Source organism: Anaerosporobacter mobilis DSM 15930 (assembly GCF_900142955.1).
GTDB lineage: Bacteria > Bacillota > Clostridia > Lachnospirales > Lachnospiraceae > Anaerosporobacter > Anaerosporobacter mobilis.
In genome coordinates, this window is sequence record NZ_FRCP01000018.1 from 117,996 (window position 1) to 134,254 (window position 16,259).

Below are 16,259 nucleotides of genomic sequence, written 5' to 3' on the forward strand. Positions count from 1 at the left end.
GCAATATGCATGGGTATAAAGATGAAAGAATATAAAGGTATCATATTTGATTTAGATGGAGTTATCTGTTTTACAGATCATTTTCATTATTTAGCATGGAAGAAAATCGCTGACAAACTTGGCGTTTACTTTGATGAAGTAATCAACAATCGACTTCGTGGAGTAAGCCGTATGGAGAGTCTTGAAATTGTACTTGAAAATTATGATAAGCCACTTACAGAGGAAGAAAAAGTTAAACTTGCTGAAGAAAAGAACGATTACTATAAAGAACTTTTAAAGGATATGACTACAGCTGATTTATCAGAAGAAGTAAAGGAGACATTAGTTAAGCTTCGTGAAAAGGGATTAAAATTATCCATCGGTTCTTCCAGCAAGAATACCAAGTTTATTCTTGAAAGAATAGGGTTATCAGATTTCTTTGATGCAATTTCTGATGGTAATAATATCACAAAATCTAAGCCAGACCCAGAAGTTTTCCTAAAAGCAGCAGAATATCTTAACTTAAAACCGGAAGAATGCCTGGTAGTGGAAGATGCTTTTGCAGGTGTTGATGGAGCGATTGCAGGTGATTTTGATTGTGCAGCTCTTGGTGATGCTGCAAGATATGAAAAGGCAACTTACAAGTTAAACGGTTTTGATGATTTATTAACGGTTTGCTAAGAGGGGAATCAAATGTTAAAATATGAAATTAAAGACTTCCCTTTGGATCAAGATAACTTAATGTTAGCGGAAACGTTGTTCCATAATGCCAATGGTTATCTTGGAGTACGCTCGAACTTTGAGGAGGGGTACCCTAAGAACATGGACTCCATTCGCGGGGAATATATCAATGGATTTTATGATTTTGCTTCGTCACCTCAGGCAGAGAAATTATGTGGCCTTGTAGAAGAAAAACAGACCATGTTAAATGTCGCCGATACACAAGGTATAGAGATATATATTGAAGGTGAGCGTTTCTCAATGTTTGAGGGAGAAGTTCTAGGGCGAACTAGAACTCTTGACATGGAAGCAGGCACTACCCTAAGAGAGGTATTATGGAGATCACCGAAAGGGAAAACGGTCCGTATTGAAATTAAAAGAATGGCCTCCTTTGCACTGTTACCATTTTTCTTGATCGAATATAAAGTGACACCAGTTGATTTTTCAGGAGAAGTAAAGATTTGTTCGACACATATCGGTAAAGTGATGAACTACTTTAATCCTAATGACCCAAGGGTTGCGGGCGAGTCTTTCGAACATCTACTTGTCGAGAGTATAGAAGTTAATAATGATGTATCGTATATCTCTTCAAAGACTTCAAAATCTGACTTGTGTGTGTGTTCTGCTGTAAAGAATGTGTTTTCGAAAGAAGGAAAAACTGAAATAGTAAAGGAAGATGGAGCAGTCAAAGAAGAATATATAGGATTCATCTCGCAAGGGGAGGTGCTTACGCTTTATAAATATACAATTCTATGTGATAGTGTAAGATACCCTAATCTTTCTAATGAAACTAAAGAAAACATGGAACAGGCATTATCCACTGACATAAATGAGTGGTATGAGAAACAGAAAGCATATTTAGCAAGTTTTTGGGAAAACTGTGCAATTGATATTGTTGGTAAAAAAGATTTGAATGAAGCGGTTCATTATAATCTATATCAATTGATTCAATCAGTTGGTAAGGATCCATTTAGCAATATTACAGCGAAAGGACTTAGTGGTGAAGGCTATGAAGGACATTATTTTTGGGATACAGAGATGTACATGCAACCATTCTTTACGCTTACTGCGAGAGATATAGCAAAGAATCTTATTCGTTATCGATATACAATACTAGAGTATGCGAAAGAGAATGCTAGAATCTTAGGGCATAAAAAAGGAGCAGCTTATCCATGGAGAACCATAATGGGTAAGGAATGTTCTGGATTCTTCCCAGCTGGTTCCGCACAGTATCATATCAGCGGTGATGTTGCGTACTCCATCGTTTCTTATTATTTGGCTACAAAGGATTTGGAGCTTCTTAGAGGATGCGGTGCACAGGTATTAATAGAAACAGCAAGACTGTGGATGGATCTGGGTAATTATTATAGAGGTAAATTCCATATTAATGAAGTTACAGGTCCAGATGAATATACTTGTCTTGTAAATAACAACTATTATACCAACGTACTTGCTCAGTATAACTTAAGATGGGCGGTTAAGAGTTTTCACTTACTAAAAGAAGCTGGTCTTATAAGTGATTTGATAGAGAAGACACAGATTACAGAAGAAGAACTTAAAGAATTTGAAGAAGCCGCAGATAAGATGTATCTTCCATATGATGAAGAAACAGGAATCAATCCTCAAGATGACTCTTTCCTTCAAAAGAAGGTATGGGATCTAACGACTATACCAGAGGACAAAAAACCATTACTTCTGCATTATCATCCGATGTATATATATCGATACCAGGTTTGTAAGCAAGCAGATACGGTACTTGCGCATTTCATCTTAGAGGATGCGCAGGACCTTGAAACAATTCGTAAATCGTTTGCTTATTATGAAAAGGTTACAACGCATGACTCATCCCTTTCTACTTGTATCTATAGTATTGTTGCTTCAAGGCTTGGACTGGAAGACAAAGCCTATGAATATTTCGGTGAGTCTGCTAAGTTAGATCTATTCAATACACATAAGAATACGAAGGATGGTATTCATACGGCTAATATGGGTGGAACTTATATGGCAATCGTATATGGTTTTGGTGGACTTCGTATTAAAGAAGAAGGACTATTCTTAAATCCACATTTACCAAAACAATGGGAAGGATATCAATTCCGTATCTTATTCGAAGATGCTAAAATTAACGTAAAGCGCACGCAAGCAGAATGTAGAATTACACTCTTAGAAGGAAGTAAAAAGAACATTCATGTTTATGGAAAAGAATATTGTTTAGAGAAGGAATTAGTTATTTACTAAAACCGCACACGTAGTCATCACAGTTAACTTATTGTTTTATTAAATAGTCCGAGGAATCTATAGCTAGTAAACACTAGTAAGATTCTTCGGACTTTCGTTGTTCGAGATAGTATGGCGTTTAATAAATAAGTTAGTTGTTAATGGTTATCTGTAACTTGAAAATAAACGGTATAAGGTTCAAATCCGATTTGATACAGCGGTTTAAAACGAAAACCGGTTGGCTGATTAATAGTACGGTACGTATCTTGCCAGCTACACCAGATACGTTCATCATCTACAGTAAGCATTGTTTCAGGATGATTAAGATCACCGTAAAGCAAACGTTCTTCCCCCACTAATCCGGCCAGAGCTATTGGTCCATCTAGGAATGCAACGGTATCTGGTCTATCAGGGAGAGGATATGTAGTTAGTTTTTTTGGTAGTTTAATGATGATTGTATCTGTTGACCATACTCTAGTAATGGAACAGAATCCATTACCAGAATCAATTACTTCAATTTCATTACCGTTTATTGTGATTTCTGCTTTTTTAGCTAACCAGTTAGGTAAACGAAGTTGTAGTGTGAATTCACAAGGTTCACAGGTAATTTTAATATGGGATTCCATATGGTTCGGGCGTTCCTCATGTTTAATAGATTCTGGTTGAATACGGATAGTTTCACCTGTAGGTTCTCCAATGGTTTGTTCTAGGAAGACCTTTTTATTATCTATGTTAAATTCAGTTGTGGAAGGAAGATACTGTGCCACGTAGACACTGTTGTTCTCTTCGTTCCTATAATAAATCTGTGTATGATGGATGGCATTTGCTTGTAGTAAAGTACAATGACAACACCAAAAATCATCAGTCTTAGATCCCCATTTCTTAATAGAGCCGGCGGATAGTGGAAGGTAATATGTAACAAGACCACTCTGTGGTTCAACACCATCCAAACACTGAAAGATATTACGAGATTCATAATAGCCTTGTGCAAAGATACCATTATAGAGATTTTTCTCAATATAATCAGCATATTTACTATCTGTAGTAAAACGGAATAAAAAGTCTGCAAGTTGCATCATATGATAGACTACGCAGTGTTCTTGTGTCATCTTACCAATTCTTGCAGATTGCTTTAACATCGGTGTATAAACCTCGCCACTTCTTTGCCCACCAGTAACAAAAGAGCCTCGTTTGGTTACTGCAAGATCCCAATAATTCTTCACTATCGTAAGGTAGCGATCTTCGCCAGTGACTTCATAAGCTCGTGCAGCTCCAAGTATTTCAGATATGGTTGTGTTAACATGCATGTTCGTAAGAACATCTTCACCACGAGTGAGTGGCTCGAACAAAAGGGGGCGCTCATAGCGTCTCATCAGTTCTAAGTGCTTGTCTTCTTTCGTAACGGCATAAAGATTTGCAAAGTGCTGCATCATAGCGCCTGTTTCTTGTTTCTCCATCATTTCATCCATGACTTCTCTTGTGATATCATTCGTAAAGTTATAGAACCAGTCTGCGCATTTTAGCACAATATCCAGTGCTTCTTCATTACCTGTATTCACGTACATATCGAAAAGTCCCATCATATTTTTATGACAAACATATTGAGGTGCCCATGTGGATTTCCCATTTTTCAACCAATATAAATATTTTTCAGGTATTGGAAATGCCCATAAACCACCATTTTCTCTTTGACATTTAGCAATCTCCGATACAATAGTATCGGCTTTGTGCTTTAGGAGTGGGTCTTTGGTTTCAACATAAAGATTGGAGGCAGCACTTAACCAATGTCCCACGAATGTTCCACGAATCTCACTTAAAGGAGAATCCCACCCCCAGTGAATATCCTTAGGCTGATAAGGGAAAGATTTTAACCCTGCCTCAAAGTAATGAGATAACAATAAATTATCAATTTTTAGACTCATCATGTAATCTTTGTTACGGTTTCTTCGTAGTGCCTGTTCACCATCTAATAGGTGGGTAGATTTTTCTAATTTAGTAAGCATATCATAACCTCCAAAGTAATTTGCAAAAACGTTTTCGTTAGTTTAATTATATAGAATAAACTTGGATTAATCAATAGAAAACGTTTTTACTTTTGATGATGCAATTGCTATGTAATCTAGTGGAAGAAGAGGAAACGGAAATAGAAATAGAAACAAATCATCTTTCATTTACAATACAACCATATGAAATCAAGACATTTAAGATTAGACGCTAAAACAACGTAAACGAAAAATCCCAAAGAGGTTCACTCTTTGGGATTTTTTGATTCATAACAACGAATGTTCTTATGATTAAGCTCTTTTATAAGAAAGAGCTAATACTCTACAGGTAGAGGAAAATATTCAATAATAATAGAAAATTCGACAAAATAGTAGATAATACTACAATGAAATAGTAAAATAAGATTAAACGTATTTACATTTATCGAACAATCTCATCCTCTGGTAGTTCAATTTGTGATGAGCTAGCGTCTTCATCTAAAGAATCTTCATCAAGATTTGCTTCATAGCATTTAAATACTTTAACAAATTGAAAAGAGTTTAGGTAAGCAAAGAACGCGAAACCAAATAAAACAAAGAATATACCAGAGATTGGTAAAAAATAAGCCACAAGTACGATTAAAATATTTGTTATAGTTATAATTAGTGTTTGTTTTAGATTCTGTAAGGAGATGAAGAATGCATTCTTTATGGTTTGTTTTACTGTATTATCGAATCTGGATAAGAGGGGGAATACGTAAAATAGAGTAAATAAATATAGGAGCAATGCTACAGATACCAAAGTACCAAGTACATTTCCTATTGTTGATTTCATAGTAAACCAAAAGGAAACATTAAAAGTTAGTACAGCGCCGAGGAAAAACATAATCAACCATATAATAGTAGATTGTTTGAAGTTCTCCTTGAAGGAACGAAAGAAGCTCCTAGCTATATAGCCGTGTTCTTCTCTAGCTGTTTGCATGGTTACGTAGTATAGAGCAGTTGTTGAGGCTCCAATAGTAACAATTGGTATACAGCAGATTAACCATAAGAAGTTAAGCAAGATATATTCCGCTAAAGTATTCATGAATTGAAAAAAAGGACTGTTTATGTTTAGTTTCACTAAAGTACCTCCTGAAAATGAAATGTTAATATTATACAATTAAGTATGCAATCTTCATTTGTAATATCTATATAATAATCGAAAAAGTGCAATAATACAACTAGCATATACAGCTAAATTATACAGTAGAAATTAGAGGATTGAATTAGAATACAACTAATTAGTCTTGTATATTATGCACAAGAGAATTCCGCCAATGCTGAGAAAGCCTATGTTTATAGCAATAATATACGAATAACCACCTGACACATCTTATTTCTATTAGTAATTGTGATGTAAAATTTAGAAGTCTAATTTTTAATATAGTGCATCTTGAATTGTGATGGTATCAAGTTGCACAACTAAATGATAGAATCTAATCACAAGTTAATCATAATTACTGATGTGATTAAGACATTTACAGGGAGGCATGGACATGGGAAACACAGGGAAGTCCAGTACAGCAGTAGCAGTAGGGCAAAAGAAAAAAGCAGCAATACCAATGGGTGTAAAACTATTCCTTTTAGTATTACCATTCTTAGTACTAGTATTTTTGTTTTCATATTATCCACTTAATGGTTGGAGATATGCATTTTATGATTACAGAGCGCCACTAGATTTATCACAATGTGAATTTGTTGGATTTAAATGGTTCAAATTCTTATTCCAAAATCCAACACAGGTATCTCAATTGCTTAAAGTATTAAGAAATACATTCGCGATGAGTGCACTTACAATAGTAACTTCGTTCTTACCAGTTATATTTGCGATTTTCTTGAATGAAATTAAATGCAAATGGTTCAAAACTTTAGTACAAACATTAACAACCTTACCTAACTTCATCAGCTGGGTTTTAGTTTACTCAGTAGCATTTGCTTTATTCTCAGATACAGGTATGGTTAATACAGTACTTCAAAACATTGGAATCACAACAGATGTTGTAAAATTCCTTGATAGTGACGCACACACTTGGTTATGGATGCTTGCATGGTCAACTTGGAAAGGCTTAGGTTGGGGGTCAATCATGTATCTTGCGGGAATCGCTGGTACGGACCAAGAATTATATGAAGCAGCAAGAGTAGATGGTGCGGGAAGATTTAAATTAATGAGACATATTACATTGCCAGCATTAATGCCAACATTCTTTGTATTATTAATGATGTCATTGGCAAACTTCTTAACAAACGGTTTGGATCAATACTTCGTATTCAGTAACTCATTCAATATGGAACATATTCAAGTGCTAGATTTATATGTATACAAGTTAGGTATGAGTTCTAACTCCATTCCATTAGCAACAGCAGTTGGCATGCTTAAGAGTTTAATTAGTGTAATACTATTCTGTGTAGTAAACTTTGTATCTAAGAAAACTCGTGGCGAGTCAATTATGTAGTGAAAGGAGAGAGCAATTATGTCAACAAAGAAAGAAATGAAGAAAAAGAAGAGATTAACTAAGGGAGATGTAACGTTTCATGTTTTAAATTATGCAGTATTCCTTATATTAACTATAATTTGCGCGTATCCTTTCTATTATCTAATCATTAATACAATTAGTTCGAATGACTTATCCGCAAATGGATTTATAAACTTTTTACCAAAGCAAATCCATTTTGAGAACTATGTACAAGTAATCAAATTAAGAGGTCTTTCAACAGCAGTATTCGTGTCAATCGGTAGAGTGGTAATCGGTACAGCAGCAACCGTTTTAGCGTCAGCATTCTTAGGGTTTATGTTTACGCAAGAAAAGATGTGGGGAAGAAAATTCTGGTATAGATTTATTGTTATTACAATGTATTTCAACGCAGGTTTAATTCCAATGTACTTAACCATGCAGAACTTACATTTAACGAATTCATTCTGGGTTTATGTTATTCCAGGTATTGTTCAACCATTTAATATTATTCTTGTTAAAACATATGTTGAATCCATACCAAAATCATTACAAGAGGCAGCAGAAATTGATGGAGCTGGTGTATTAAAGATATTTAGAAGAGTAATCTTACCTACTTCAACACCAATTTTAGCAACCGTAGCAATTTTCTCAGCGGTTGGTCACTGGAATTCATTCCAAGATACATTAATGTATATTACTGACCAAAGCCTATGGACATTACAATATCTATTATATTCTTATATAAATCAAGCAAGTTCTCTTGCAATGTTAATTAAGAATAGTTTGGGTTCAGCACAGAATATGATGGCTCTTGCAACACAACAAACATCAACATCTGTACGTATGACAGTTTCAGTAATTGTAGTTTTACCAATCTTATGTATTTACCCTATGTTCCAAAAATACTTCGTAAAAGGTATTATGATTGGTTCAGTAAAAGGGTAAGGGGTTACAACAGCATTCATGGATAGTAGCAAAGATTGTTTTCTCTTGATATATAAGCAATTTACATTAGAGGAAACAATCCTGCACTAACCTTGAGTATATATTGTCTGGCAACACAGACAGTCACAAAAAAAGGAGGATATAGGTATGAAGAAAAAGGTAGCAAGAGTCTTATCGCTTGCATTAGTTGTAGCAATGCTTGGTACAACAATGGTTGGATGTGGTAAGAAAGACAACAAAAAAAATGATACGACAACAGGCAATGCAACAGAAACAACTGACAGCACAGGGGATACTGCTGGTACAGATTCTACTGCAGACGCAGATAAGAAATATGATAAATTCTTAACAGTTGACGTATTTGCAACACAAGCAAACTATCAAGGTATTCAATCTGGTTGGTTTGCAAAAGTAGTTAAAGAAAAATTCAACATGGAACTTAATATCATTGCTCCAAACGTAGCTGGTGGTGGAGATACTTTATTCCAAACACGTTCTGCAGCTGGTAACTTAGGAGATCTTATATTAATGGGATCTGAAAATGGTAGATTAGCTGATACTGCTGAGGCAGGTCTGTTAGTAGATATGACAGATATGGTAGCTAATACAAAATATGTATCACAATTCACTGGTGCTATTGATGTAGCTAAAGGACTTTCAAACGATGGTAAATTATATGGAATTCCTTCATCAGTATCTTCTCAGCCAGCAACGAATCCATCAGAAGGTCTTGATTTAACTTTCGGAACATATCTTCGTTGGGATTATTACAAAGAATTAGGATACCCAAAAGTTGGTACACTTGAAGATTTATTACCAATCTTAAAACAAATGCAAGATGCTCACCCAACTTCAGATTCAGGAAAGCAAACATATGCAATTTCCTTATTTAAGGATTGGGATGGTAACATGATGTGTATGGGTAAACAACCAGCGACAATCTACGGATTCGATGAACTTGGTTTCGTTTTCTCTAAAGCAGATGGTTCAGAAAATCAAAGTATTATAGATGATAATTCAGAATATATCAGAGTATTAAAATGGTACTTCGATGCAAATCAAATGGGATTAGTTGATCCAGAATCAACAACTCAAAACTATGATACAATGTATGCAAAATATCAAGACGGTGCTGTATTATATTCTCCATGGCCATGGTTAGGTCAAGCAGCTTATAACACAGTAGAACATAAAGAAGCAGGTAATGGATTTATGTTCGTACCAGTAGAAGATGAATCAGTATTCTCATATGGTGCTACACCAAACGGTTTAGCTAAATATGTTGTTGGTATTGGCTCTAAAGCACAAGATCCACAAAGAATGATGGATTTCATTGATTGGTTATATTCACCAGAAGGTGTTATGTATTCATGTGCACAAACAGCAAGTACTTGTGGTCCAGAAGGTTTAACTTGGGAAATGGTAGATGGTAGACCAGAATTAACTGAGTTCGGTAAAGAAGCTTTATTAAATGGTGATGGAACAGTACCAGAAGAATGGGGCGGTGGATCTTGGAAAGATGGTGTTTCACAACTTAACTTCCAAACTGTACTTGCATCTGATGAAAATCCAGAAACAGGATTCCCTTTCAACTATACATTATGGGAATCAGTAATTGAATTAAATTCAACTCCACTTGATAAAGATTGGCAAGAAACTAATGATGCGTTATCAACTGTTGAATACTTACAGAAGAACAATCAAATTCTTGTTGCTCCTGGTACTGACTTTGTTAGTCCACAAGAATCTTCAGAAATCACTACTTTACGTAGCCAATGTAAAGCAATCATCATTGAAAACTCTTGGAAGATGGTATTCGCTAAAGATGAAGCAGAATTCTATAGCATATTAAAGAATATGCAAGATACTGTAAAAGGTCTTGGTTATGATGATGTATTAGCTTTTGACCTTGATTGTGCTAAGCAACTAAACGAAATGCGTGACGCTGCTAGACAATAATAAGAAGATAAAATCGTTAGATAATTAAATCTTTTAACTTAGAGTCCTAGATGATTGATTCACACTTTGAGATAGCATATGTTATTTTTGTTAGTGTTGAATAAATCATCTGGGATTTTTACTGTGTTAGAGTTAGTACAGAAGGTTACATTAAGATATTTGATTTGTGAATAATTGCTATTTTTTGTCCGATTTGGTTGTAAATACTGGGAAAATATAATAAAATATATATAGATTGAATGCTTGTTAATAGTAACGGTAATGTAGTGATACAATCGAGTCTAACATGAATAAAGAGGGATCTGATGGTACGAAAAAAAATAAGGTACTTTCTAGGAGGTCGAAAGTATGAAAATTAAAAAAACAACCGAAATGGGAAAATTAACAAAGAAAAAAGCGAAGAATAGTAAAGAATTACAAACGGTTGACTTACAAAATGTAACAAAAAAAGTGATTTACGATACAAAACAAGCTAAGAAAGACGCAAAAAAAGAAGCAGAACGATTAAAGCGAGAAGCAAAAGCTTATAAAAGTGAAACAAAAGATATGAAGAAAAAATCAAGTATCGGTTTTAAATTAATAGTTGGTTTTTTAGTTCCAGTATTATTTGTAATCGCCTTAGGTGTTATTTCGTATAGGAAAGCATCAGATGGCATTATTACTAATTATGAAAATGCCAGTAAGCAGACGTTAGATTTAACAACACAATATATAGAGTTTGGTTTGAATTCTATTGAGTCGGCTGCAATTCAATTCGAATTTGAAGATACTACTACAAAGTATTTCTTAAATTATGTTGGAGCAGAGAAGGCTGAAATTCAGAGCATCTACACTACATTATTTAATCAAATGCATTCAAAGAAGGTATCTGATGAGTTTATTCAAGATATACATATGGTATCTGATGTTGTAACACCTATATCATCATCAGGTATAAAGGCTACAGACAGTTATTCGAATCTAATGAACTCTGAAGAAGGAAAACAGATGATGGAATCAACTCAAAAGAGTGGTTGGTTTGGATACTGTGATGGAATTGATACTACGTTTAAGATAAATAAAGATAATTATGCGATGCGATATATACGTAAATTTTCAACAGCAAATGCCGCAATTGTAATAGATGTAAAGGCAGATACAATTGATAGTATCTTGGGGAATCTTGATTTTGGCAAGGGTTCCTATGTAGCGTTGGTAACAGGAGATGGAAGAGAGATTCATCTTGATGATTCCATTACCGAGCCTGTATTTTTATATGAACAATTCTTTATTGATAACTTGGAATCAGGTGAGGTATCTGGCAATGAATATGTTACATTAAATGATGAAGAGTATATGTATATGTATTCTAAGATAGGAGAAACTGGTGCAACCATTTGTGCATTAATGCCAAAGCGTGTTATTACGGCACAAGCTGAGGGAATTAAGGATATTACAGTTGTTATTGTAGTTATCTCTTGTATTGTTGCATTGAGCCTTGGTTTACTTATAACATTAGGGATTAGTAAAGAAATTGCTAATATCATTAAGAATCTTAAATTAGTAGCGTCAGGTGATCTAACTGTAAAATTCCGTACAAGACGTAAAGACGAATTCTTGATTCTTGCAAAGAATATTCAAGAGATGACAGATAGTATGAAAGGTTTAATAAACAAAACGAAAGACCTAAGTACTACAGTTTCAGAGTCCTCTATGCAAGTAACAACTTCGGCAAATACATTCACGGAAGCAACAAGAGAAATATCTGCTGCTATTGATGAAATCGAACAAGGTGTTAACCAACAAGCGAATGATTCAGAGAATTGTCTTCAACAGATGGATAAATTATCGCAGAAAATTGAGAATGTTAGTCAGAATACACTTGAGATGGAAACAATCGCACAGGATACAAAAGTTGCAGTTGTATCAGGTGCTGATAAGATGAAAGAACTTGAAATTAAGACAGATTCAACGGATACTGTTATTAATCAGGTTGTAGAAGAGATTGTTACATTAGAGAAAAAATCAATAGCGATCGGTAATATCGTATCTGTTATTAATGATATTGCAGAGCAGACAAATCTATTGTCATTGAATGCTTCCATAGAAGCAGCTAGAGCAGGTGATGCAGGACGAGGATTTGCGGTTGTAGCCGACGAGATTCGTAAGTTAGCGGATCAATCTGCTAATTCTGTAGCTCAGATTCATAATATTATAAGTGAGATTCAAAACAGTGTTAAGACAACAGTACAACATGTACATGCTGCTGGTGAGAATATGAAGCAACAGAAGGTAGCTGTAGATGACACAGAGAAAACATTCGAGGATATCAATCATCGTGTGGAACAACTTGTTAATAATATTAAGACAATCACAATGAGTATAGCAGAGATAGAAGGAGCAAGAATTAATACATTACTTGCTATTGAAAGCATCTCAGCTGTTTCCGAAGAGAATGCAGCGGCATCAACTGCAGTTAATGAAACCTCTAAGGATCAGTTAAAACAAGTAGATATGCTTGATCAAGCGGCCAAAGCTCTTGACTGCAATGCCAAAGAGTTAGTGGATGCTGTACAACAATTTAGGGTAAACTAGTGTGAGTTGATAGTGAATTAGAGCTGCCGCATGAAGAAGGTTTCTAGTGGCAGCTTTATCTAACACTAAGAAGTTTTAAAGTGTTAGGCTATAAAAAGTTTTGTAGTAGGAAAGGAGTTAGTTACTTATATGGAAGAACAATTAAAGAAAATTGATGAAGTTATAGCAAAAGGAAGATTTAAAGAAAACTGGGATACGTTAATGGACTTTGAGGTACCTACGTGGTTTAAGAAGGCCAAGTTTGGTATATTCATTCACTGGGGGCTATACAGTGTTCCAGCGAATTCCAATGAATGGTATTCAAGAAACATGTATATCAAGGGAATGCCAGCATATGAACATCATGTAAAGACATATGGGCCACAGAACGAATTCGGTTATAAAGATTTCATTCCTATGTTTAAGGCTGAAAAGTTTGATCCAGATGAGTGGGCAAAGATCTTTAAAGACGCAGGAGCTAAATATATATTCCCTGTGGCAGAACATCATGATGGTTTCCAGATGTATAAGAGTGAGATATCACACTATAATTCATACGAGATGGGACCGAAGAGAGATATATTAGGAGAATTAAAGGAATCCTTTGAAAAAGAGGGACTTACGTTCTGTACTTCTTCTCACCGTGCGGAGCATTGGTTCTTCATGGGACATGGGAAAGAGTTTGATAGTGATATTAAAGATCCAATGGTTCGCGGGGATTTTTATTGGCCAGCAATGCCAGAACCAGATAATCAAGATTTATTCAGTACGCCTTATCCAACGAAGGAATTCCTTGATGATTGGTTAATTCGTACTTGCGAGATTATTGATAACTATAAACCAAAAGTATTGTACTTTGATTGGTGGATTCAACACGAATCCTTCAAGCCATATCTTAGAAAATTAGCAGCATATTATTATAACCGCGGTGAGGAATGGGATGAAGAAGTTGCTATTACTTACAAGCACGATGCTTTCATGTTTGGAAGTGGAATTGTAGAGATAGAAAGAGGAAAATTTGCAGATCAGAAACCATACTATTGGCAAACTGATACCGCTGTTGCTAGAAACACTTGGTGCTACACAGAAGAGAATGATTATAAGAGCTCTAGAGAAATCATTACGGACCTAGTTGATGTAGTTAGTAAGAATGGTAATATGCTACTCAACATTGGACCAAAAGCAGATGGAACAATTCCTGAAGGAGATGCTAAGATCCTTAGGGAAGTAGGTTCATGGCTAAAAGTTAATGGTGAAGCAATCTACGAAAGTAAAGTATGGAGAAAAGCGGGAGAAGGTCCTACAAGAGAAGAGGAAGGCCAATTCCAAGATGCGAATGTAACGGAATTCACGAAAGAAGATATTCGCTTTACTGTAAAGGGTGGTGCTCTCTATGCAACTTTTCTAAACTATCCAGATGATGGAGAAGTAATCATTCACTCTTTAGCAGAAGCGAAAGATCAAAACAAACCAGAATTTCATGGCATTATTCGTAATGTTGAAGTTTTGGGATTTGATGAAAAACCAGAATGGTCAGTTGATGAAAACGGTTTATCAATTAAGACTACAAATGTTCATAGTGAATATCCAGTTGTAGTTAAGATTATATTAGATTAAGATAAGAGCTCAAAAGTTCGTTTAATTTGATAACCATTTAGGGGCTTTTGACATCTAAACTAGAATAAAGAATTGTGAAACTATAACGGAAAAAACAACTTAAAAGACAATCCTCTTGGTTTGTATCAGGAGCCACAGATATACATATCTGTGACTCCACATACAACTTTGAAGATTGTCTTTTACTGTGCGTGAATACTTAGTTAATTACTCTTCATCTTTTATGTTATGGTGATTTCTATATTCAGCAGGGCTAATGCCAACATATTTTTTGAATTTCTTGTGGAAATAATCAACATTCTTATACCCAACATTCTTACTAATCTCATATACTTTTAGATTATCTTGCAATAACATTTCTTTGGCTTGTGCAATTCGAATCTGGTCAACGTAGGAGTTAAAGTTAGAACCTACTTTCTTGCTGAATACTTTACCAAGATAAGAGCTATTATAGCCAAACATAGGTGCTAGGGTATCCAATTTCAAATTGCTCTTATAATTATAACGAATATAATACAAGATATCATCGATTACACTATCGCTTGACGAATTACCGATTAATTTAATTACTTGGTCAAATTGTTCGTTAAAGTAATTAATAATCTCATATAGATAGCGAGCATGATGAATGAATTCAATAATCTCGGAATTACTTTGTAATTCAATGTCCTTATCATTATAGTTTTGTTCGATAAGGTGTTTCAGGTGAAGGAAGATCCCTGTTAAAAAGGATCGAATGGAATCAATAGATTCCTTTGAGTAGAAGAGATTGTTCTTCAATTCTTCAAGTGAAATCTCAATACCTTTACGATTATATGTCTGAATATATTGGTAGAAGATATTACAATAATGTTTGGAGTCATCTTCCGTGATTGCATAGGTTAATTGTTCAGCATTGGGCAGTTGTGTAGGTAATAGCATATGTTGATGCTTATCACAGAAGAATCTTCTGTTTAATAATGTCAAAGCATCATGATAGGAGAAGTAGATATCATTAATATTCGCTGTGATTCGTCCTGCTGCAATGAACAGATTGGAGAATTCAGGGGCTTTTGGATTTATCTCCATATTCGTTAGTACGGTTTCAAATTGTTTAAGAAGCATTTCTCCTTTAATTATAACTACATCTTGTCCTGTTATGCTTACCCGTTCAACGTTACGGCTCTTGACTGGAGATACACGCAACAGTTTACAGAAAGTATTGTAAAAATCCGTATCGCTTGGATAGTAACCATCAAGAATAACAGCACGATAACTGTCTGCAACTAAATTTAAGTCAGCCAGATTTAGATCAGTAGATTCCCGGCCAGAGGTATTTGAGGAAGTAGGAGTCTTGCCATCTCGAATCATATCACGTAATATGGTAGTTTTGGCTTTTTCGCGATATGTTTCCATATTAGAGGTACGTTGTCTTTCTTTCATTATAGTTGTCTGAATTGATTTAACCGCATCAAGAAGTTCGTCTTCATCAACGGGTTTTGTTAAGTAGAAGTCAACACCACAACGGATGGCTTCTTGTGCGTATTTAAAATCAGAATATCCACTAAGAATGATAAATCTACCTTGAAATCCTTCTTCTCTTGCACGACGGGCCACTTCTGTACCATGCATCTTAGGCATTCGTATGTCTAATAAAACTAAATCGGGATTATGTGCTAGAATGCCTTCTAAGGTATTGATACCATTAGTACCTTCGCCGCATAGATAAAAACCGAGGCTTTCCCAATCAAGAATATTCTTAAGGCCCTCTCTAACGGTAATTTCATCATCAGCTATAAAAAGTTTAAGCATG

The 16,259-nt window shown here is 35.0% G+C and carries 11 protein-coding genes; 8 read left to right on the forward strand and 3 right to left on the reverse strand.

Translation table 11 applies throughout. The features are described 5' to 3' along the window. Positions 1 to 21 precede the first annotated feature (21 nt). Together pgmB and BUB90_RS17255 are read left to right on the forward strand one after the other, a co-directional pair. The gene (pgmB, locus tag BUB90_RS17250) at positions 22 to 660 is read left to right on the forward strand and encodes a beta-phosphoglucomutase (protein WP_073289724.1); all 639 of its coding nucleotides are present in this window, start codon (positions 22 to 24) and stop codon (positions 658 to 660) included. Positions 661 to 672: 12 nt separating this feature from the next. Beyond that, a complete protein-coding gene (locus tag BUB90_RS17255) occupies positions 673 to 2,937 on the forward strand; it encodes a glycoside hydrolase family 65 protein (RefSeq protein WP_073289692.1) in 2,265 nt (754 codons plus the stop codon). 137 nt (positions 2,938 to 3,074) lie between these two features. Here BUB90_RS17255 and BUB90_RS17260 read toward each other — a convergent pair whose 3' ends face one another. Then, positions 3,075 to 4,919, reverse strand: a complete 1,845-nt coding sequence (locus BUB90_RS17260) for a beta-L-arabinofuranosidase domain-containing protein (protein ID WP_073289693.1) — start codon at positions 4,917 to 4,919, stop codon at positions 3,075 to 3,077. Positions 4,920 to 5,017: 98 nt separating this feature from the next. Here BUB90_RS17260 and BUB90_RS24445 point away from each other — a divergent pair, with 98 nt between their 5' ends. After that, complete coding sequence (locus BUB90_RS24445; protein WP_408605955.1) at positions 5,018 to 5,134, forward strand: glycosyl hydrolase-related protein; 117 nt, start codon at positions 5,018 to 5,020, stop codon at positions 5,132 to 5,134. A 206-nt stretch (positions 5,135 to 5,340) separates the two neighbouring features. Here BUB90_RS24445 and BUB90_RS17265 read toward each other — a convergent pair whose 3' ends face one another. Continuing rightward, positions 5,341 to 6,021, reverse strand: coding sequence for a YesL family protein (locus BUB90_RS17265; protein WP_084139344.1), 681 nt, complete (start codon positions 6,019 to 6,021; stop codon positions 5,341 to 5,343). 415 nt (positions 6,022 to 6,436) lie between these two features. Here BUB90_RS17265 and BUB90_RS17270 point away from each other — a divergent pair, with 415 nt between their 5' ends. The 5 genes from BUB90_RS17270 (at position 6,437) to BUB90_RS17290 (ending at position 14,467) form a co-directional block, all read left to right on the forward strand. Then, the gene (locus BUB90_RS17270) at positions 6,437 to 7,393 is read left to right on the forward strand and encodes an ABC transporter permease subunit (RefSeq protein ID WP_073289694.1); all 957 of its coding nucleotides are present in this window, start codon (positions 6,437 to 6,439) and stop codon (positions 7,391 to 7,393) included. Between the two features lie 18 nt (positions 7,394 to 7,411). Further along, on the forward strand, positions 7,412 to 8,338 hold the full coding sequence (locus tag BUB90_RS17275) for a carbohydrate ABC transporter permease (RefSeq protein ID WP_073289695.1): 927 nt from the start codon (positions 7,412 to 7,414) through the stop codon (positions 8,336 to 8,338). 147 nt (positions 8,339 to 8,485) lie between these two features. Then, complete coding sequence (locus tag BUB90_RS17280) at positions 8,486 to 10,297, forward strand: extracellular solute-binding protein (RefSeq protein ID WP_073289696.1); 1,812 nt, start codon at positions 8,486 to 8,488, stop codon at positions 10,295 to 10,297. Positions 10,298 to 10,645: 348 nt separating this feature from the next. Further along, positions 10,646 to 12,871 (forward strand): methyl-accepting chemotaxis protein, encoded by a 2,226-nt coding sequence (locus tag BUB90_RS17285; protein WP_073289697.1) that lies wholly within the window; start codon positions 10,646 to 10,648, stop codon positions 12,869 to 12,871. 129 nt (positions 12,872 to 13,000) lie between these two features. Next, positions 13,001 to 14,467, forward strand: coding sequence for an alpha-L-fucosidase (locus BUB90_RS17290; RefSeq protein WP_073289698.1), 1,467 nt, complete (start codon positions 13,001 to 13,003; stop codon positions 14,465 to 14,467). A gap of 207 nt (positions 14,468 to 14,674) precedes the next feature. Here BUB90_RS17290 and BUB90_RS17295 read toward each other — a convergent pair whose 3' ends face one another. Further along, positions 14,675 to 16,258: a response regulator transcription factor gene (locus tag BUB90_RS17295; protein ID WP_073289699.1), complete on the reverse strand. Its 1,584-nt coding sequence runs from the start codon at positions 16,256 to 16,258 to the stop codon at positions 14,675 to 14,677. Between the last annotated feature and the right edge of the window lies 1 nt (position 16,259).

Excerpts from the sequence above, each read along its gene's own strand:
- BUB90_RS17255 (WP_073289692.1), top strand. The coding sequence starts at position 673 with ATGTTAAAATATGAAATTAAAGACTTCCCTTTGGATCAAGATAACTTA.
- BUB90_RS17280 (WP_073289696.1), top strand. The coding sequence starts at position 8,486 with ATGAAGAAAAAGGTAGCAAGAGTCTTATCGCTTGCATTAGTTGTAGCA.
- BUB90_RS17275 (WP_073289695.1), top strand. The coding sequence starts at position 7,412 with ATGTCAACAAAGAAAGAAATGAAGAAAAAGAAGAGATTAACTAAGGGA.
- pgmB (WP_073289724.1), top strand. The coding sequence starts at position 22 with ATGAAAGAATATAAAGGTATCATATTTGATTTAGATGGAGTTATCTGT.
- BUB90_RS17295 (WP_073289699.1), bottom strand. The coding sequence starts at position 16,258 with ATGCTTAAACTTTTTATAGCTGATGATGAAATTACCGTTAGAGAGGGC.
- BUB90_RS17270 (WP_073289694.1), top strand. The coding sequence starts at position 6,437 with ATGGGAAACACAGGGAAGTCCAGTACAGCAGTAGCAGTAGGGCAAAAG.
- BUB90_RS24445 (WP_408605955.1), top strand. The coding sequence starts at position 5,018 with ATGCAATTGCTATGTAATCTAGTGGAAGAAGAGGAAACGGAAATAGAA.
- BUB90_RS17260 (WP_073289693.1), bottom strand. The coding sequence starts at position 4,919 with ATGCTTACTAAATTAGAAAAATCTACCCACCTATTAGATGGTGAACAG.
- BUB90_RS17290 (WP_073289698.1), top strand. The coding sequence starts at position 13,001 with ATGGAAGAACAATTAAAGAAAATTGATGAAGTTATAGCAAAAGGAAGA.
- BUB90_RS17285 (WP_073289697.1), top strand. The coding sequence starts at position 10,646 with ATGAAAATTAAAAAAACAACCGAAATGGGAAAATTAACAAAGAAAAAA.